Annotated in this window: 16 protein-coding genes and 2 pseudogenes; 6 read left to right on the top strand and 12 right to left on the bottom strand. The window is 34.7% G+C overall.

Annotated features, from left to right (window positions below; translation table 11 throughout):
- On the top strand, positions 1–225 hold a 225-nt coding region (locus tag I567_RS12585; RefSeq protein ID WP_162138524.1), incomplete at its 5' end, for a transposase.
- Positions 226–804: 579 nt separating this feature from the next.
- On the opposite strand, the gene I567_RS12190 is transcribed toward I567_RS12585, so the two are convergent.
- Together I567_RS12190 and I567_RS12185 are read right to left on the bottom strand one after the other, a co-directional pair.
- Entirely contained in the window at positions 805–1,170 is a 366-nt protein-coding gene (locus I567_RS12190) for a hypothetical protein (protein WP_010709778.1), read from the bottom strand.
- A 17-nt stretch (positions 1,171–1,187) separates the two neighbouring features.
- Complete coding sequence (locus I567_RS12185; protein ID WP_010709779.1) at positions 1,188–1,418, bottom strand: sporulation initiation factor Spo0A C-terminal domain-containing protein; 231 nt, start codon at positions 1,416–1,418, stop codon at positions 1,188–1,190.
- 147 nt (positions 1,419–1,565) lie between these two features.
- Here I567_RS12185 and I567_RS12180 point away from each other — a divergent pair, with 147 nt between their 5' ends.
- Positions 1,566–1,934: a helix-turn-helix domain-containing protein gene (locus I567_RS12180; protein ID WP_010709780.1), complete on the top strand. Its 369-nt coding sequence runs from the start codon at positions 1,566–1,568 to the stop codon at positions 1,932–1,934.
- Between the two features lie 37 nt (positions 1,935–1,971).
- Here I567_RS12180 and I567_RS12175 read toward each other — a convergent pair whose 3' ends face one another.
- From I567_RS12175 to I567_RS12150, 6 genes and pseudogenes are all read right to left on the bottom strand, one after another.
- Positions 1,972–2,403 carry a winged helix-turn-helix domain-containing protein gene (locus tag I567_RS12175; protein ID WP_010709781.1) on the bottom strand — a complete coding sequence of 144 codons (432 nt, stop codon included), beginning with the start codon at positions 2,401–2,403 and terminating at the stop codon, positions 1,972–1,974.
- A gap of 36 nt (positions 2,404–2,439) precedes the next feature.
- Positions 2,440–3,099, bottom strand: coding sequence for an ABC-2 transporter permease (locus I567_RS12170; RefSeq protein ID WP_016252505.1), 660 nt, complete (start codon positions 3,097–3,099; stop codon positions 2,440–2,442).
- 15 nt (positions 3,100–3,114) lie between these two features.
- The gene (locus I567_RS12165; protein ID WP_016252504.1) at positions 3,115–3,960 is read right to left on the bottom strand and encodes an ABC transporter ATP-binding protein; all 846 of its coding nucleotides are present in this window, start codon (positions 3,958–3,960) and stop codon (positions 3,115–3,117) included.
- On the bottom strand, positions 3,950–4,336 hold the full coding sequence (locus I567_RS12160) for a GntR family transcriptional regulator (protein WP_010709784.1): 387 nt from the start codon (positions 4,334–4,336) through the stop codon (positions 3,950–3,952). Before I567_RS12160 ends, I567_RS12165 begins: the two co-directional genes overlap by 11 nt.
- 146 nt (positions 4,337–4,482) lie before the next feature.
- A pseudogene (locus tag I567_RS12155) lies at positions 4,483–4,797 on the bottom strand (conjugal transfer protein); the annotation flags it as partial.
- Between the two features lie 24 nt (positions 4,798–4,821).
- Positions 4,822–5,292, bottom strand: a pseudogene (locus I567_RS12150) (Cys-Gln thioester bond-forming surface protein); the annotation flags it as partial.
- 110 nt (positions 5,293–5,402) lie between these two features.
- Here I567_RS12150 and I567_RS12145 point away from each other — a divergent pair.
- From I567_RS12145 to tnpC, 4 genes are read left to right on the top strand one after another with little or no spacing between them, the layout of a single operon-like run.
- Complete coding sequence (locus I567_RS12145) at positions 5,403–5,597, top strand: hypothetical protein (protein ID WP_016252502.1); 195 nt, start codon at positions 5,403–5,405, stop codon at positions 5,595–5,597.
- Entirely contained in the window at positions 5,578–5,928 is a 351-nt protein-coding gene (gene tnpB, locus I567_RS12140) for an IS66 family insertion sequence element accessory protein TnpB (RefSeq protein WP_016252501.1), read from the top strand. Before I567_RS12145 ends, tnpB begins: the two co-directional genes overlap by 20 nt.
- A 54-nt stretch (positions 5,929–5,982) precedes the next feature.
- A complete protein-coding gene (locus tag I567_RS12135; protein ID WP_016252500.1) occupies positions 5,983–6,210 on the top strand; it encodes an IS66 family transposase in 228 nt (75 codons plus the stop codon).
- On the top strand, positions 6,167–7,522 hold the full coding sequence (tnpC, locus tag I567_RS12130) for an IS66 family transposase (RefSeq protein WP_016252499.1): 1,356 nt from the start codon (positions 6,167–6,169) through the stop codon (positions 7,520–7,522). Before I567_RS12135 ends, tnpC begins: the two co-directional genes overlap by 44 nt.
- Before the next feature lie 253 nt (positions 7,523–7,775).
- Here the strand turns inward: tnpC and I567_RS12125 are convergent, their stop codons facing one another.
- The 4 genes from I567_RS12125 to I567_RS12110 are packed head-to-tail and all read right to left on the bottom strand — an operon-like array spanning position 7,776 to position 16,276.
- Positions 7,776–9,671, bottom strand: coding sequence for a DUF7657 domain-containing protein (locus tag I567_RS12125; RefSeq protein WP_231482433.1), 1,896 nt, complete (start codon positions 9,669–9,671; stop codon positions 7,776–7,778).
- Entirely contained in the window at positions 9,649–11,796 is a 2,148-nt protein-coding gene (locus I567_RS12120) for a glycosyltransferase family 2 protein (protein WP_016252497.1), read from the bottom strand. Before I567_RS12120 ends, I567_RS12125 begins: the two co-directional genes overlap by 23 nt.
- 10 nt (positions 11,797–11,806) lie before the next feature.
- Positions 11,807–15,070 (bottom strand): glycosyltransferase, encoded by a 3,264-nt coding sequence (locus I567_RS12115; RefSeq protein ID WP_016252496.1) that lies wholly within the window; start codon positions 15,068–15,070, stop codon positions 11,807–11,809.
- Positions 15,071–16,276: an ABC transporter ATP-binding protein gene (locus I567_RS12110; RefSeq protein WP_016252495.1), complete on the bottom strand. Its 1,206-nt coding sequence runs from the start codon at positions 16,274–16,276 to the stop codon at positions 15,071–15,073.
- Positions 16,277–16,285: the final 9 nt, after the last annotated feature.

The following is a 16,285-nucleotide window of genomic DNA, read 5'->3' as shown; positions in this document are numbered from 1 at the left end:
ACAATTTCATCTACGTTACCTCAGTCGTTTAAAAAGAAATTCACGATCTTCCATCGCTACCAATCGGGTATTTCAAATGCCTTTAAGGTGTCCCACTCAAACGGCGTCACTGAGGGGCTGAATAACAAGATCAAGCTGATTAAACGAATTGCGTTTGGTTATCGCAACTTTTATAACTTTCGGGCACGGATCTATTTACAACAAGGTCTGATCTTTGAAAACTAAAAAAATATGCGGCGCACAGAACGCGCCGCATATCGGACTAAGTTTTATTCAAATTTGTCTTCACCAACACGATTTGACAAAGAGCCAATAAGTTACTATAAAAAAGAAAAGACTGTAGACCTTATCCATAAATTGGATTTTGTCTACAGTCTGTAACGAAGTTCAACTTCGTTCTTTTCTTTTGGATTTTTTATAAGAAAAACAGCTATAACTTTCTGATTTTTATCACATTTACGTTTACATGAAAGCGATGTACATCTCAAAAATCAGATTAAAACTTTGATTAGAAGAGAGTATTTTTTTTTGAATCTTTCCGATAAAATTCTACACGGTTTTTAGTGCAAAGCCCCTTTCTGTGTGGAATGATTTTTTTAACTGTTATGTAGCAATGTTTGTCTTTTGTAATTTCTTCCCATGATATGACCTCCCATGTAGAAAATGCCAGATATGAAAAGGCAATTTTCCACTTCAAAATCATAAAGGAAAAATCCGTCTTAATTCCGTCAATAATATTGTTTTTTAGCAGGATATAGAAAAAGGTTATTGCAGGTCAGCATACGCTGGAGCAATAACCCTTTGTTATCTCAAATCTGTTTGTGCGTTTAATTTATCCCGATAATACTTTTGTTTGTCAGCAGGGATATGGTTGCAGAAGTCATCAATCCATCTCTGGCACTTCTCAAATACCTGTTCGTCAAGGTAGTAATTGGGGTAGTCTGCCAGTATTTCATGCTCCCTGTCAATCTGCTCTGTCAGTTGGATTGTAAAATCCATATACTGCTTGTGCAGGTTGTGTGCATATACGGAAAAACCCAGTGTCATAATAAGATAGGTTATCCGCTCAAAATCCTGCAATGTCATTTCCGCACGTCCTGTCAGCAAATCACGGTCATGCGGACTACATAACGATAAAAACGTGCTTTCCTCTTTTTCCAACAACTCCATATATTGCCTCCGCAATATTATACTTTGCTTTTTAGTTTCTTTGTCACCACATAAATAAATTCTTCTGGGGTAGGTGTCCTGTCCCCAAAGTATCTACTGAACTCTGCCTGTTTTTCTGGGTCTGGATTGCTCCGTGCTTCATCAATGGTTTTCTGCATTTGTGCCCTTACTTCCTTGACGGAAATACCATGTTGACGGGCAATAGTTTTTAACAGGTCTTTTGTATCTCTTTTCTTAAAGCCAATCATATACATACCTCATTTCTTATATACATTTCAGTTATAGCATTCGTCACTATAACTCATGGAATGATTTATTTTATGACACCATTATAATACATTTTTACAAAGGTTACAATATAGAGGAATACTTTTAATGAAAGGAGTGTGCCAGCTATGGAGCTTGACTTTAAAGCCATAGGAAAAAGAATAAAAATAGCGAGAATAAACCAGAACATGACACAGGAAACCGTTGCTGACAAAATAGGTGTCACTCCACAACACGTCAGTAATATCGAAACTGGAAATTCCAGTGTCAGTCTAACAACACTTGTTGCGATTGCAAATCTTCTGAAAGTGTCAGCTGATGAATTGCTATGTGATACAACCTTAATGTCAAAGCCAGTCTTTGAAAAGGAAGCAAAAGAATTGTTCAGCGATTGCAACGAATATGAAATACGTGTTCTGGTGGACGTGATGAAAGCAACAAAGGCTTCCATGCGAACTGTGAAGCTGTTTGAAAACATAATAAACAAGAGCGAATAAAACCGTAGCGTGTAGATCACATGAATGTGAATTACAGCTACGGTTTTTCTTCGTTGAATTTATAGCCCACACCCCAGACAGTTAATATGTACTGCGGATTGTCTGGAAACGGCTCTATCTTCTTTCTTAGTTTCCGTATGAATGATGTGAGATTGCTTCCCTCTGGGGCATTGTGGAAGCCCCAGACATTTTCATATAGTTGGTCTTTCGTAAATACCTGCCCTTTGTGGCAAAAGAGAAAATATAACAGGTCAAATTCTTTTGAAGTTAGATATATAGATTTTCCATGTTCATTTGTAAAAGTACGTGTATACACATCTATATCAAAACCAGTTACTCTTTTCTCAATAAGTATAGGATTACTTTCAAATTTAGAAGATAGCCATTTAACAGTTTGCTGAAACAAGTGTTCTTCATTATCATCAAACGAAACTACTAATAACTTCCCATAAATACCACCGCCTCTCACTATATAAATAATTCTTTTTATATCTTCATAAATAAATCAAAATTCTTTTTTTTGTATTTTTTTTGATAACAGATAAGAACTCATTATCAAGACAAGAGAAAGCGTAAGCACCATTAAAATTAGAACCACTGTATTTGATTGGAAATAACTTATGACTTCCATTACATTCTCATAAAAAACCAGATTTTTCATTAGTTGATTTATAAGAGGAATACCAATGGCAAAGCAAGCAATATACGGTAATATAGCCATAACACTACCTTTAATATAATCAAATTTATAATAAAACGGATATTGAATACTGATAAAAAATATTGCTATAAATATTGAAAGTGATAAATATTGAATGCCATATAACCAATTAATATTTCCTTTAATAAGAATAGAAAGTACAGTAAAGATAATAAAGGACACAATAGCTGTTATCCCTATAATAATAAGAGAAAATAAATATCGACTTAGAATATGAGCTGATTTTTTTATTGGTAAAGTTCCATACAACTTATTAAAATTACTCCGCTCTGTAATTGAAAATAAAACATTCAGCATAAAGGCTACAAAAGTAAGAGTTACCATAATACTTGTTCCTAAGTCTGCTACTATTCCTAAAATAATTGGAACAAGCAAAAACGGAAACATAAATTTGGATAATGGTTTCATTGCGTAAAAATCTAAGTTTATTAATTGTTTTGTCATTTTAATCATACTCCTTTATTTGTTAATATGAATTAGGATTTCATCAAGTGTAGCTTTTTCTACAATCATACTATCGGAAATATATTTCATATTTACCACATTTAATAATGCTGTAAATCCTGTTTTACCTTTTTGAATCCCTATTAATTTTGTTTCTATATTAGGTGTTAAATCCTCAATCCCACCTTTAACTATACAATATTTGTCGAATAGTTCATCTTTCACACCAGTATAAAATATTTTACCGTCATTCATAACAGTAAGATAATCAGCGATTTTATCTAAATCAGAAGTGATATGTGTAGAAAAAAGGATACTATTATTTTCATTTTCTATATACTCTAGTAAAATATCTAGTAATTCATCACGAGCAACAGGGTCTAAACCGCTTGTTGGTTCATCTAAGATTAATAATCTAGCTTGATGGGAAAGTGCTACTGCAAGATTTAATTTCATCTTCATTCCTTTTGATAATTCCTTTATTTTTTTATTCATACTGATATTAAATTTATTTAAATAAGTATGAAAAGATTTTGTGTCCCACTTTGAATAAAAAGGTGAAACTGCTTTTTCTATATCAGAAATTTTCCAATCCTCTACGAAAAATAAATCATCAAACACAACAGCAATATCTTGTTTATAATTATGACCATTTTTAGTATCATTTCCAAATACCTTTACCACACCATTTTCCTTTTCCAATAGGTCAAAAATCAGTTTTATGGTAGTTGTTTTTCCTGCACCATTTTCTCCAACCAGACCCATTATAAAGCCTACTGGTAAAGTAAATGAAACATTATCTAATTTGAAATCTTTAAATGTTTTTGTTAAATTGCAAATTTCTAAAGCTTTAGTTTTCATTATTTAATTCCTCCGTTAAAGTTTTGATAATTTCAAATAATTCTTCATTAGATTTACCCAACATTTTTGCACATTTCCATATTTCCGTGAAATGTTCTTCAATAATTGATAATACTTTTTCCTCAAGTATATCTCGATTAATTTCTTTTACAAAACAGCCTTTACCTTGAACAATCATAATATATCCATCATTCTCCAAATCAGTATAAGCTCTTGTTGTTGTAATCACACTAACCTTTAATTCTTTTGATAATTGTCTTATTGAAGGAAGTATTTCTCCCTGTGCAATCTTACCTGCAAGTATTTCTTCTTTTAATTGTTCATATATTTGTTGATAAATGGGTACTTCAGATGAATTTTGTATAATAATTTTCAATTTACCACCCCCTAACATTCTAGTGTTCATATTCACTATAAACAGTATAATCAATTTTTTTGTATTTGTCAATCATACGTATATGTAATTAGAACTGGCTTGCAAAAATGACAGTTTAATATTTTGCAAGCCTTAATTATCTAAAGTTATCCTATAATCTTCCAATTACTATCTTTATGAAGTACAAGCTCAAACTGTGAAATCTGTGTAGCCTTTGTTTGATTGTCAAGGAATTTCACTGACACGCTCACTTTCACATTTTCCCCATCCTGCGTGAATATAGGGTTTATCAACTCTGAATACAGATAGTCGCCGTTTATCGGTTCAAGGGCATTCCCAGCCACGTAATAGGCAAGTTCCTTTTCCGTAGCGGTTGGATAGAGCTTGAAGAACGTTTCCAGAAATGCCGTTGTGTCTGTCATGGTTTCAGCGTCCACCGTTCCGTCTGCTTCCTGTGCCTTTGCCCCAGCATAGACTTCATCTTACACGGCTTTTGAGATTTCATCATAGGAAGCTCTGACGTTATCACACTGCCAGCCCAGATGAACGCTTAACCTCTGCCACACAACGCATTGTTCCAGCAAGTAAAGCTGTTTATGGTTCAGCCCCTTATGGCCTGCCCCATACTGCTTGACGTATTCAAGGGACAGGGCAACATCCGCTATCTGGTCGGCACTCATGCGTGAGCTTGCGTCAGAACGTGTTTTATAACCATTTTCAAAAGAGGTGTTGATGTCGATACAGTAAGCCGTTTCGCCCTCCACCTGCATAATGCTTTCATGGAATGTAGAACCGATACTGCCGTCATTCATAACCTTTTCTACATATCCTGCCTTTTCCTCTGCGTCCGTCCAGTATTGCTTTTCTGACGCATGGACTGCCGAAGCTGGCAGGGCGGTAAATACGGTTGCAAGGGTAAGCATACCTGTAAGCAATCGCTTTAATTTCTTATTCATATTTCTTAATGCTCCTTTCATTTGGGTAAGCGTCCAATAACAAGGTGTATAGCATCCCTCCAGTCCTCCAGTTATACTGTATTCAAACAGAAGATTGGAGAGGATTTTTTATGACGAAACAACCAATTGTCCCTTTAGAGATCTCCAAAAATGAAAGGAATCACTTCAAGCAACGAAGCAAAAATGAGCTCTTGCTTCGTTGTAAAGTGGGGTCACTTGAACTCAGCTTTTTCTCATCACTTGACGCATCTCAACGAAATGAAATTTTAGAAAAGGTGTTCTCTTATGGGGCTAAACTTGAGTGAGCTGGGTCCTGTCTACATTGTTTGTGGAAAAACGGATTTACGAAAAGGGATCGATTCACTGGCTTACCTTATTCAATCACAATTTGATTTAGACCCTTTTTCAAAATCCGTCTTTCTTTTTTGTGGTGGAAAAAGTGATCGATTTAAAGCCCTCTACTGGGATGGTGAAGGTTTCTGGTTGCTTTATAAACGTTTTGAAAATGGACAGTTAGCTTGGCCAAGAAGTACTACGGAGGTTCAGGCTTTAACGCCTGAACAAGTCGAATGGTTAATGAAAGGATTCTCTATTACACCGAAAATTTTAGAGAGTCAAAGTCGACATTTCTATTGAAATATCGGCTTTTTTTCGCGTATAATAAAGAAAAATCTTGAGGAGTTAACGAAGATGTCATCATCAGAAAAAACGATTGAAAGACTGACAAAAACAATTGAAACACAAGTAAAAATAATTGAAGCAATGTCTAATGAACTTGCGCTTTTGCGCGAACAAGTCGCTTACCTTACCAAAAAACTTTATGGTAAATCCTCTGAAAAGCGTGACTATAATCAGAATCAATTGAGCCTGTTTGATGACATGGAACTTCCTGAAGAAGAAAGTGACTGTCCCAGGTAAATCAGAAGAAGAAACCATTACTTATCGCCGGAAAAAAGCGAAAGGCAAACGGCAAGCCATTTTTCAACAATTTAAACCAGAAGTCATCCACCATGAATTGACGGGAGAAGCTTGTACTTGTCCAGATTGTCATGAAAAGTTAAAAGAGATCGGTTCGTGTGTGCAACGACAAGAATTAGTCTATGTTCCTGCACAGTTAAAACGAGTGGATCATATTCAGCACGCCTATAAATGTGTTGCTTGTAGCAAGAAAAATGCGACAGATAAAATCATCAAGGCCCCTATACCTAAGGCGCCCTTGGCGCATAGTCTGGGTTCAGCTTCTGTTATTGCGCACACCATTCATCAGAAATTCACACTGAAAGTGCCAAACTATCGACAAGAAGCGGATTGGCAGAAAATGGGGCTACCGATTAGTCGTAAAGAGATGGCTAATTGGCATATCAAGTCTAGTCAGTATTATTTCGAACTACTCTATGAATTACTGCGTGAAAAGTTATTAACACAAAGCCTTCTTCATGCGGATGAGACAGCCTATAGAGTTTTAGAGAATGATACCTCTTTGACCTATTACTGGACATTCCTTTCAGGAAAACAAACAGTACAGCCAATTACACTCTATCATCATGATCGGCGCAGAAGCGGTTTGGCTGTTCAAGAATTTCTTGGTGAATATGAAGGCTATGTTCACTGTGATATGTGGTCAGCGTATCGCCAACTACCTAAAGCAAAGTTAGTAGGTTGTTGGGCACATGTACGTCGAAAATTTTTTGAAGCAACGCCGAAACAAGCAGATAAGCAGTCATTGGGACGCAAGGGATTAGATTATTGTGACCAGATGTTTTCACTAGAAGCCTCTTGGGCTGAACTGCCTTCAGATGAAAGATTGAGCAAACGTAAAGAAAGATTAGCCCCTCTAATGATGTCTTTCTTTGATTGGTGTCGCAATCAATCAGTACTCCCAGGATCAAAGTTAGGTAGTGCGATTACCTATGCGTTGAAATATGAGGAAACATTCAAAACAGTTTTAGCGGATGGCTCATTAGTATTATCCAATAATCTAGCTGAGCGTGCGATTAAAGGTTTAGTCCTGGGACGGAAGAATTGGCTTTTCTCTCAAAGCTTTGAAGGAGCCAAGTCTAGTGCAATCATCCTGTCTCTTTTAGAAACTGCCAAACGAAATGGCTTAGACTCAGAGAAATATCTTACCTATCTTTTGGAGAAGTTGCCAAATGAGGAGTCTTTCGCAAAAAAAGCAGTTCTAGAAGCTTATTTGCCATGGTCAGAAACTGTACAAGCAAATTGTAAATAAAGAAAAGAATCTCCAAAGTCGAGTGACTTTGGAGATTTTCAATATACCTCGTTATTGGGCGCTTACTTCTGTTTTAAAATTGAGCAAACAAAAAACTCTGTATAAGGTTGCTTACACAGAGTTTTTAATCATTGTTATTTAATTTTTTGAGAGAATTCCAATTATTAGAAATTTCTAATTTAACGGTTGGCATTCAGGTAAAAATTAGACACTTACACATAATTTTTATTTATATCCAATTTGGCATATAAAATTATTTAAGCTTGTATATCCTAATGCCATTTTTATCTGGGCCATATTCTAACTTAAATTTTTTAGAGATTTTACCTAAATCCTTATCACTCATAACATAATTAATTTTTAATTTTCTCAAATCTTGAATATTCATTTTAATTAATATATTATCCGGAGCAATAAGTTCGAAAACTGTATTTTTTTCTTTTGTAATTTCAATACTTCTTCGATGATATCTATTATATATTTGTTCATCTCTCTGAATATTTTCTGATATCGAATTTAATTCTTTCATATCAGGATAAAATCTAACAGAACTAAATGTATTCGCACCTGAGGCGGTTAATATTCCATCCCCAAAAGTTGTCTCACTTACCCATCTTGCATTTTTATCATGTTTATTTATATTTTTTATTTCTTTAACAATTTTTAGATTATCAATTTGGCCAGTTCCTATTACTATTGGATTAACTATCATTCCAGATATGATAACCAAGCAGAATATCATAGCAATGGCTATTTTCTGATAAGATAAAAGCATATACATAAATACACCTAACAACACTAATAAAATACAAAATAATGATTTACCAAAGTAAGTATTGTATCCAGAAAGAACTGTTAAGGAACCCCAAAATAGTACAAACAATAGGGTGACAACTATCTTATTCCTAGTATCAATATTCTTAAGTATCACTAAATTATTTAACAACATTATTGTACATAGCAATGATACAAAATGAATAATTGTAGCTAATCTTGTATCAATTGTAAAATTCAATAGTAAAATTTTTGATGCAATGTGTGGTAAACCAACAACTAAGAAACAGAACATATATATTAAATAAACATAAAAGATAAAGATATACTTATCTACTTTATCATAATCTCTTTTATTCCAAAGCAGAATTGGTACAAATGGCATTAAACTAAAAAATGCAGCTGACTCACAATTATTTGAAATATTAGAAATAGATTTAACAGGTAATAGAATATTTGAAATTGGGTCCGCAAAATCTATTAAACTAAAAGAACCACCACTATATGTTCTCGCACCAGGATAAATTGTATTTAACAATAGTTTGAGTGCATCAGCAGAAACTACATAAAAATGATAGCAAACCATACTTATAGCAAAAATAGAACCAAGTATTATAGCTAATTTTGTTACACTAAACTTAGGAGTCTCTATAATTACTATTCCTATTAGCCAAAATAAAATAAGATATGCTAAAGGAACTTGAAATGCAGGATAAATTACTAAAATAAACCCTATAGAAAATATTGTTAATCCTATAGCAAGCAAAACATCTTTCCACAACTCTTTATTTACTGCTAAAAAATAATATAACATTGTCATAATACCTAAAGTAAACAGAATTAAGTCGCCCAAATGCTGCATAAACCACCATTGGACACCTGGAGAAAATGTAATAATTAATGCACTAAATAGCGACAATTTTTTGTTCCTTTTGAGAATTATCATACAAAATTCAAAACTTACCAAAAATAGAATCACTAGTTTAGACATCCAATAAAATGAGTATGCCCTATCTTTTGGTAAAAAAAGAAAACCCCAATTGAATGGCTTACCAATAATTGTAATATCCTTAACAGGTGCATTATACATAATTATCGCATTTTCATTTATTTTATCATTTAAAACCTGATAATTATCCTCAGACTGAGAAAAATAAAATGGTGTTTGTACTAACCATTCATCACTTCTTATTTCTCTAGGAACACCAATCATTGTAGTAGATTCATCTGAATCATTGTAGACAGAATTAAAAACTCCAATCGAACTCATATTTATATTAAATAATACACCCAGTACAACAATAATACATCCAATAATATATCTGAATCTATACAGCATTGATTTCTCCTTATTATTCTTCAATTCTAACCCCAAAATGGCCACCTACACGAGATAAATTTGGATTGTAAAATGGGTCGTTTTCTATATATTTCGCCCATCGACTCTCCATAAATTTTGTTTCCTTATTAAATCTTTCTTGTTTTTCAGGTGTATTCTCATACCCTCTAGATTGAGACTCATAATGATATAATTCCACACCATGTAACCAAACATTATCATGACCAGTTTCATATTCACGTAAACATAAATCAACATCATTGAAAGCAACAGTAAGTTCTTCTTCAAATCCGCCTAATAGTTCAAAATCAGCCTTACGAATCATACAGCATGCAGCCGTAACTGCAAGATAATTGACATTAATCTCCAATTTACCAAAATAGCCAAAATCACCCTTGGGATATGTATGATGACAATGTCCTGCAGCTCCTCCTAATCCAACAATGACACCTGCATGTTGAATAGTTTGATTTGGATAATAAAGTTTTGCTCCTACAATTCCAATTCGCTCAAATTGAGCAAATGAGACCATCTTTGTAATCCAATCAGGAGTTATCACCTCTGTATCATTATTTAAGAATAATAAATATTTACCATTTGCTTTTTGAGCTGCTAAATTATTGATTCTAGAGTAGTTAAATGGAATATTAATCGACTCTACTCTGAAGCGTTCACCTAGCTGTCCCTTAAAATTCGCATACAACTTTTCCATCCGTTCATCAGTACTACCGTTATCTGCCACTATAATTTCATAATTTTGATAGCTTGTTTTGGATACAATAGAAGATAAACAACGTAACATATCATCATAACCATCACGTGTCGGAATAATGATACTTACCAAATCTTCACTTAAAATAGCATAATCAACATCATAAAGCCCGTTTCCTGCAGCATGATGAGCAGTACCCTTAATACCACGCCTAACCAGAGCTTCTTGAACAGCTTTCAAACCAGCTTCAAACGCATAACCCTTAGTAGATTGATTGGCCGCGGTTGAGGTTGGTAAAATACGCCAATAATAAAGGATTTTTGTAATATGATGAATTCTTCGAGCTGTTGTTTGTTCTGTAAATCTTAATACTAAATCATAATCTTGTGAACCTTCAAACCCTGGTCTAAAGCCACCAATTTCATTCATGATTGTACGTCGATATACTCCTAAATGAGAAATGTAATTGGTGCCTAATAATAAATCCGGTGACCAATCTGGCTTAAAGGAAGGATCAAATCGATTGCCTTTCGTATCAATTTTATCCTCATCACTATAAATTAAATCTAACTCGGGATTCTCATTTAAGGCTTTCACCACTTCATAAAATGCAATAGGTGCAAGTTCATCGTCATTATCTAATAGTGCCACAAATTCACCCGTAGCAATTTCTAAAGCAGAATTAGTTGCTCTACTAATATGCCCATTTTCATCACGAAATACAACCTTAATTCTTTCATCACTTGCTGCATATTTTTCTAATGTTGACCTAACACTCGAATCCGTCGAACAGTCATCTGCCATACATAATTCCCAATTTGAATAGAACTGATTTTGTACAGATTGAATGCATTTTTCTAACCATTTCTGTTCAACATTATAAACCGGCATTAAAATGGAAATTTTGGGCTGATACTTAAAATTCTGAATTTCTGCCTGAATTGCTTCAACATCCCAGTTCTCATTTTGTGAAATCCAAACTTGATAATCTTGTACACTCTTTCCCGGTGATTGATCCATTTTTAATCTTCGTAGAGTAGACATTAGACCATTCCTACGAAAATAACCCAAACCACATTTAATTTTTTTCAATCCTTGGACTATCTTTCCTTCTGTCCCGGGAACAAGTGGAAATTTTTGGTTCAAATTTACTTCTTTTTTTGTTGTATGATTATTTCCTTCAAAAACTAATTGGATTACATTACTATGATTATGATTTCCGTCTAATTCAACTTGAAAACCTGCAGAAACATTCGAGGCTAACTTGTGTAATGCATTTACATCTCCGCGATAAACATATGAAATTTGGACAATACCATCAAATCCTTCAACATGAATGGAAGGGACGGTTTTCGTTTCTTCATTCAAAGCCCAACCGCTAATGACAATGCTATTATTGTTCCCATTGCGTAAAATACTGTCAATGTAAATTGTATATTGATCTGCCATTTTTTCACTCCTAACCTAGCTTATTGGGATTTTGATAGTAATCTGCTAAAATTTGTGATTGATGCGTATCGATAAAGTTTTCTTTTGCTTTTCTTTCGATTTGACGATTGATATTCGTTTGTTCTACTAATGTTGCATACGGTGTAAAGATGACTTTCTTACCTAAATCCTGTACTTTCAAGCTTAAATCAATCCCCTGAAGCTGATTCGCTAAAGTAAAATCAAAGCCGCCAATTCTTTGATAATCTTCTTTACTAATCATCAAGCAATCCTCAGTTGCTGTATAAATTTCCCGAGGTAAAACTGGGCGGAAATAATAACCAATTGTTTTATTAGAAACCCCAGCTTGTTCGTATTGGATTTCTTTTGCTTGAGCATCCACTACTACACCGATATTCATTACGAAATCATCCTGATTCACAATCTTACCAGTCACTAACCCAGCATGTTTTTGTTTCATGAAGTTCATCATTTCTTCTAACCAACGATAATCAGCCGGTAGTAATCTTGCATCAATGAACACAAAATATTCACCTGTAGCAGCTTCAATCAATTGTTCCACTGAAGTTGCTGATGTTAATGTCAATCGTGGATTTTTAAGGTCAGCTACCTTGGCTGGCAAGAGTAATTCACAATTCGAATAATTAGTCTTTTCCAACAACGCCTTCGCCCAGGTCGCATCCACCAATTCCGGATTGGTAGGAATAATAGAAATCTTAGCCTTATCACCATGATCAAAATCAATCTTGTAAGCCCCATAGTTTTTCGTCATCGTAACTTTGCCACGTTGATTCATTCGTAAAATATGATCTTCTAAGGCTCTTCTACCTGCCACATAAGCATATTCCTTTGTTTGCGGATCAAGTGCCGTAGAAGTCTCAACGGTACGCCAATGATATAAAATCTTGGCAATGTGATGAATTTTTTTGGCTTTTTGGGTTGCACGCAAGACAAAATCGTAATCTTGGCTACCATTATATTCTTTTCTTAAGCCGCCCACTTCACGCAAGACTAGATCATTTTTAACCACAACAAAGTGCGTAATATAATTATGTCCTAGTAACAAAGTCTCATTCCAATTTGGTTTAAAGAATGGATCAAAACGTTTGCCACGGGTCGTAATCTTATCTTCATCCGTATAAATAAATTCGATAGCTCGGTCTTCATTCAAAGCTTTGACCACTTCATATAGGGCATTTGGCGCTAGTTCATCATCATTATCCATGAACCCAATGTAATCTCCAGTACAGATGCCTAAAGCTGAATTGGTGGCTTCGGAAATATGACCATTTTCACTACGGAATACAACTTTAATTCTTTCATCTTCCGCCATCATCCCTTCAAGTAGCGGACGAATATAACTTTGTGTTGAAGCATCATCTGCGATACACAATTCCCAGTTCGAATAGTATTGATTTTTAAGGGAATCTACACAAGCTCTTAGCCATTTTTCTTCTACGTTGTACACTGGCACCGCAATTGAGATTTTTGGTTGATAACTAAATGTAGCAATTTCCTGCTTGATTTGATTGATATCATACGACTCATTTTCTTCAATCCAACGATCATAGGCATCTTGATTATTCTTACGTTGTTTAATGTGCTGAATCGTTCCTTTAATTCCTAAATGGCGCATCATACCAAGTAAATAGCGCACACGTCGATACACAGAAGCATTGGATAAATTATGACGATCAATTAAGACTGGAATCTGCTCCCCATTAATTGTTTGCACGTAGAGATGTACATTGCCTTGATTTTCAAAATGTTCTACTTCGATAATAAAACCATATTTTTTCTTATCAGGTAGTTTTAAAGCATCATTGACGTCTTTACGATATAAGGGGGTCACTTTATAAAAGCAGCCTTCGTCGTACTGTAATTGATAATTCAGCGGCTCGTGGTCTACTTTGGAATATCCCCACCCTTTAATAATCGTAGTGTGTAATTCACTGTCTACTTCCACTGATTCGATATTTAGATGAATCAGCTCATCGCGTAATTTTTTATGACTGCGATTGGCAAATAATTGATCACGAAACTGTTTGAACTTTCGATGACGTTGCCATGCTTTGGATTCTACCACTTGATTATAGCGTAAAGCCATTGATTCATAGCGAGCTTGTACTTGTTTTTCATATTCAGCTCGTTGTTGTTCGATACGCATTTTTTCCAAGCGATGACGTTTAAAATCATTCAAAATGACATGCTGAATTTCACTGAATTCTCCGTCAAATAAATATTCCAATTCAATACTCAATGTCTTGTTTGCGACCCCTTTGCCAGAAAAAACAAAATGATTTTCTGACTCGGTATTTGAAAATAGATAGATACCATCTTTATTCCACATGGCTTTTTGCGTAAAGCGTCGATAAGGTTGGTTATTGATGTAGGCTTTAAAACTCACAATGCCATCCCCACGTAATGGCTCGACATACACATTTTGCACATCTTCTGCCACTTGTAGGTCATAGCGACGATTTTCACCTGTACGATTATTCATCGTGTAAGTAAGCGAAGTAATGCCTGAAGGTGTCTCAAAATATATATTCACATGTTTCACAAAGCTTGAATTCTCTGGCTGTTCCAAAATTGGCTGTGCAACCGGAGATTTTTGTAAAGCAAAGAAATACTGATAGACCTCACCAAATAAGCGATTTTTAAAAGCAAATTGAACATCTAAAGGTAAGTCTTCGTAATGTGAATCAATTTCATTTTGCCCAACTTGTGAATAAGTAAAGTCCTCAATTGCGACATTTAAGCCCACCCGTTGAAATAAATCTAAAAACCCTTTTTCTGTAAAGAAGCTGTGGTGAGTGGCATCTAATAATCCATACTGATTCCAATTTAGTTGATTATTAAATAAATCTATCAATACCGAATTATGTGCCAGATTAGGAAAAGTAATTAAAACCTGTCCATCCTCTTTTAAGAAAGGCACGACTTGCTTTAACACTTCTTCAGGATTGGTTAAATGTTCTAAAACATCAGCAAAAACAACTGCATCATATTTTTGACCTTTAAACTTTTCAACCCAATGATAATCTTCAATATTGCCATAAACACCATCTTTAGCAAAAGTCATGACAAAATCAAATAACTCTTTGTCAAACTCAACAATAGAAACTTCACAATGTAACACATCTATTAGATATCTCGTCATTCTCCCATTGCCGGGACCAAATTCCAAGACATTACTATGAGGTTTAATCTGTTTAACTATTTTTCCTAAACTTGTGTGCTCATCTAAAGAAAGCTCAAAATCGTATTTCATCTAAATCGATTCCTTCCATTCATGATCAAGGACCACAATTCCTTCACCAACATATTTCCCTGTAATAAACATGGTGACGTATTTGGTTTTATAAACAAATGGGACGGTGGCATTTTCCTCAAAGAAGGCCACATCAAAGTAATATTCACCACTTAGTAAAGACATATTTGGATATTTGATGTAAAAAACATTTTTCCCTTTTTTCCATGGAATAACCGTTTTATCTAGCAGCGTATTTAAGCCACAGACATAATGATTTTGCACTGTACGAATGGCCACACCTAATACGGGATTTTTCGGACTTTCATCTTTAACCGTATATTCAACTTTGACATAAACGGTCGAATTTTGTTCCACAATATCTACTGGTTCAAGATTTCCATCTAAAAGTGTTGCTGAATCAACCGTTACGATTTCTGGTGCACTATGTTCTTCTACTACACTCTTTTCACGATCGACCGTTTTTAATGATTTACGTTTTAAGAAGTTCTCATATTCTTCAGTCACTTCCATTGTTTCGCCTTCATTTTCAACAACGCCATTTTTCAACCAATACACCCGGTCACAAAAACGACGAACCGCATTTACATCATGAGAAACAAAGAGAATCGTCTTACCTGCATTTCGAAACTCAGTAAATTTCTCCATACATTTTAACTGAAACTCTAAATCGCCCACCGCTAAGGCCTCATCGACAATTAAGATTTCCGGATCAACATTAATCGCCACTGCAAAAGCTAGACGGACAAACATCCCACTTGAGTAGGTTTTCACTGGTTGGTATAGATGATCGCCAATATCAGCAAAACTAATGATATCATCTACCATTCCATCCACTTGTTCTTTGGTAAATCCAAGTACCATCCCGTTTAGATAAATATTATCATAACCGGAATATTCAGGATTAAAACCAGAACCTAATTCTAGTAAGGCAGCAATATTCCCATTAATTTGCATTTCACCACTTGTTGGCGTCAAAACACCCGTAATAATCTTTAACAAAGTTGATTTGCCAGATCCATTTTCACCGATGAAGCCAATCATTTCGCCTTTTTTGATATGAATATTCACATCATTTAAGGCATAGAAAATGTCATGATAAGATCTACGACGAAAATCAAGTGCCTCTTTTAATCGGTCAGTTGGCTTTGCATACATCGCATAGGTTTTTGTTATATGTTTTAATTCAATTGCATATTCACTCATAGAAACTCT

The sequence above is a fragment of the Enterococcus cecorum DSM 20682 = ATCC 43198 genome (genome assembly GCF_000407565.1).
GTDB classification, from domain to species: Bacteria; Bacillota; Bacilli; order Lactobacillales; family Enterococcaceae; genus Enterococcus_E; species Enterococcus_E cecorum.
This window is presented reverse-complemented; position numbering and strand designations above follow the sequence as displayed.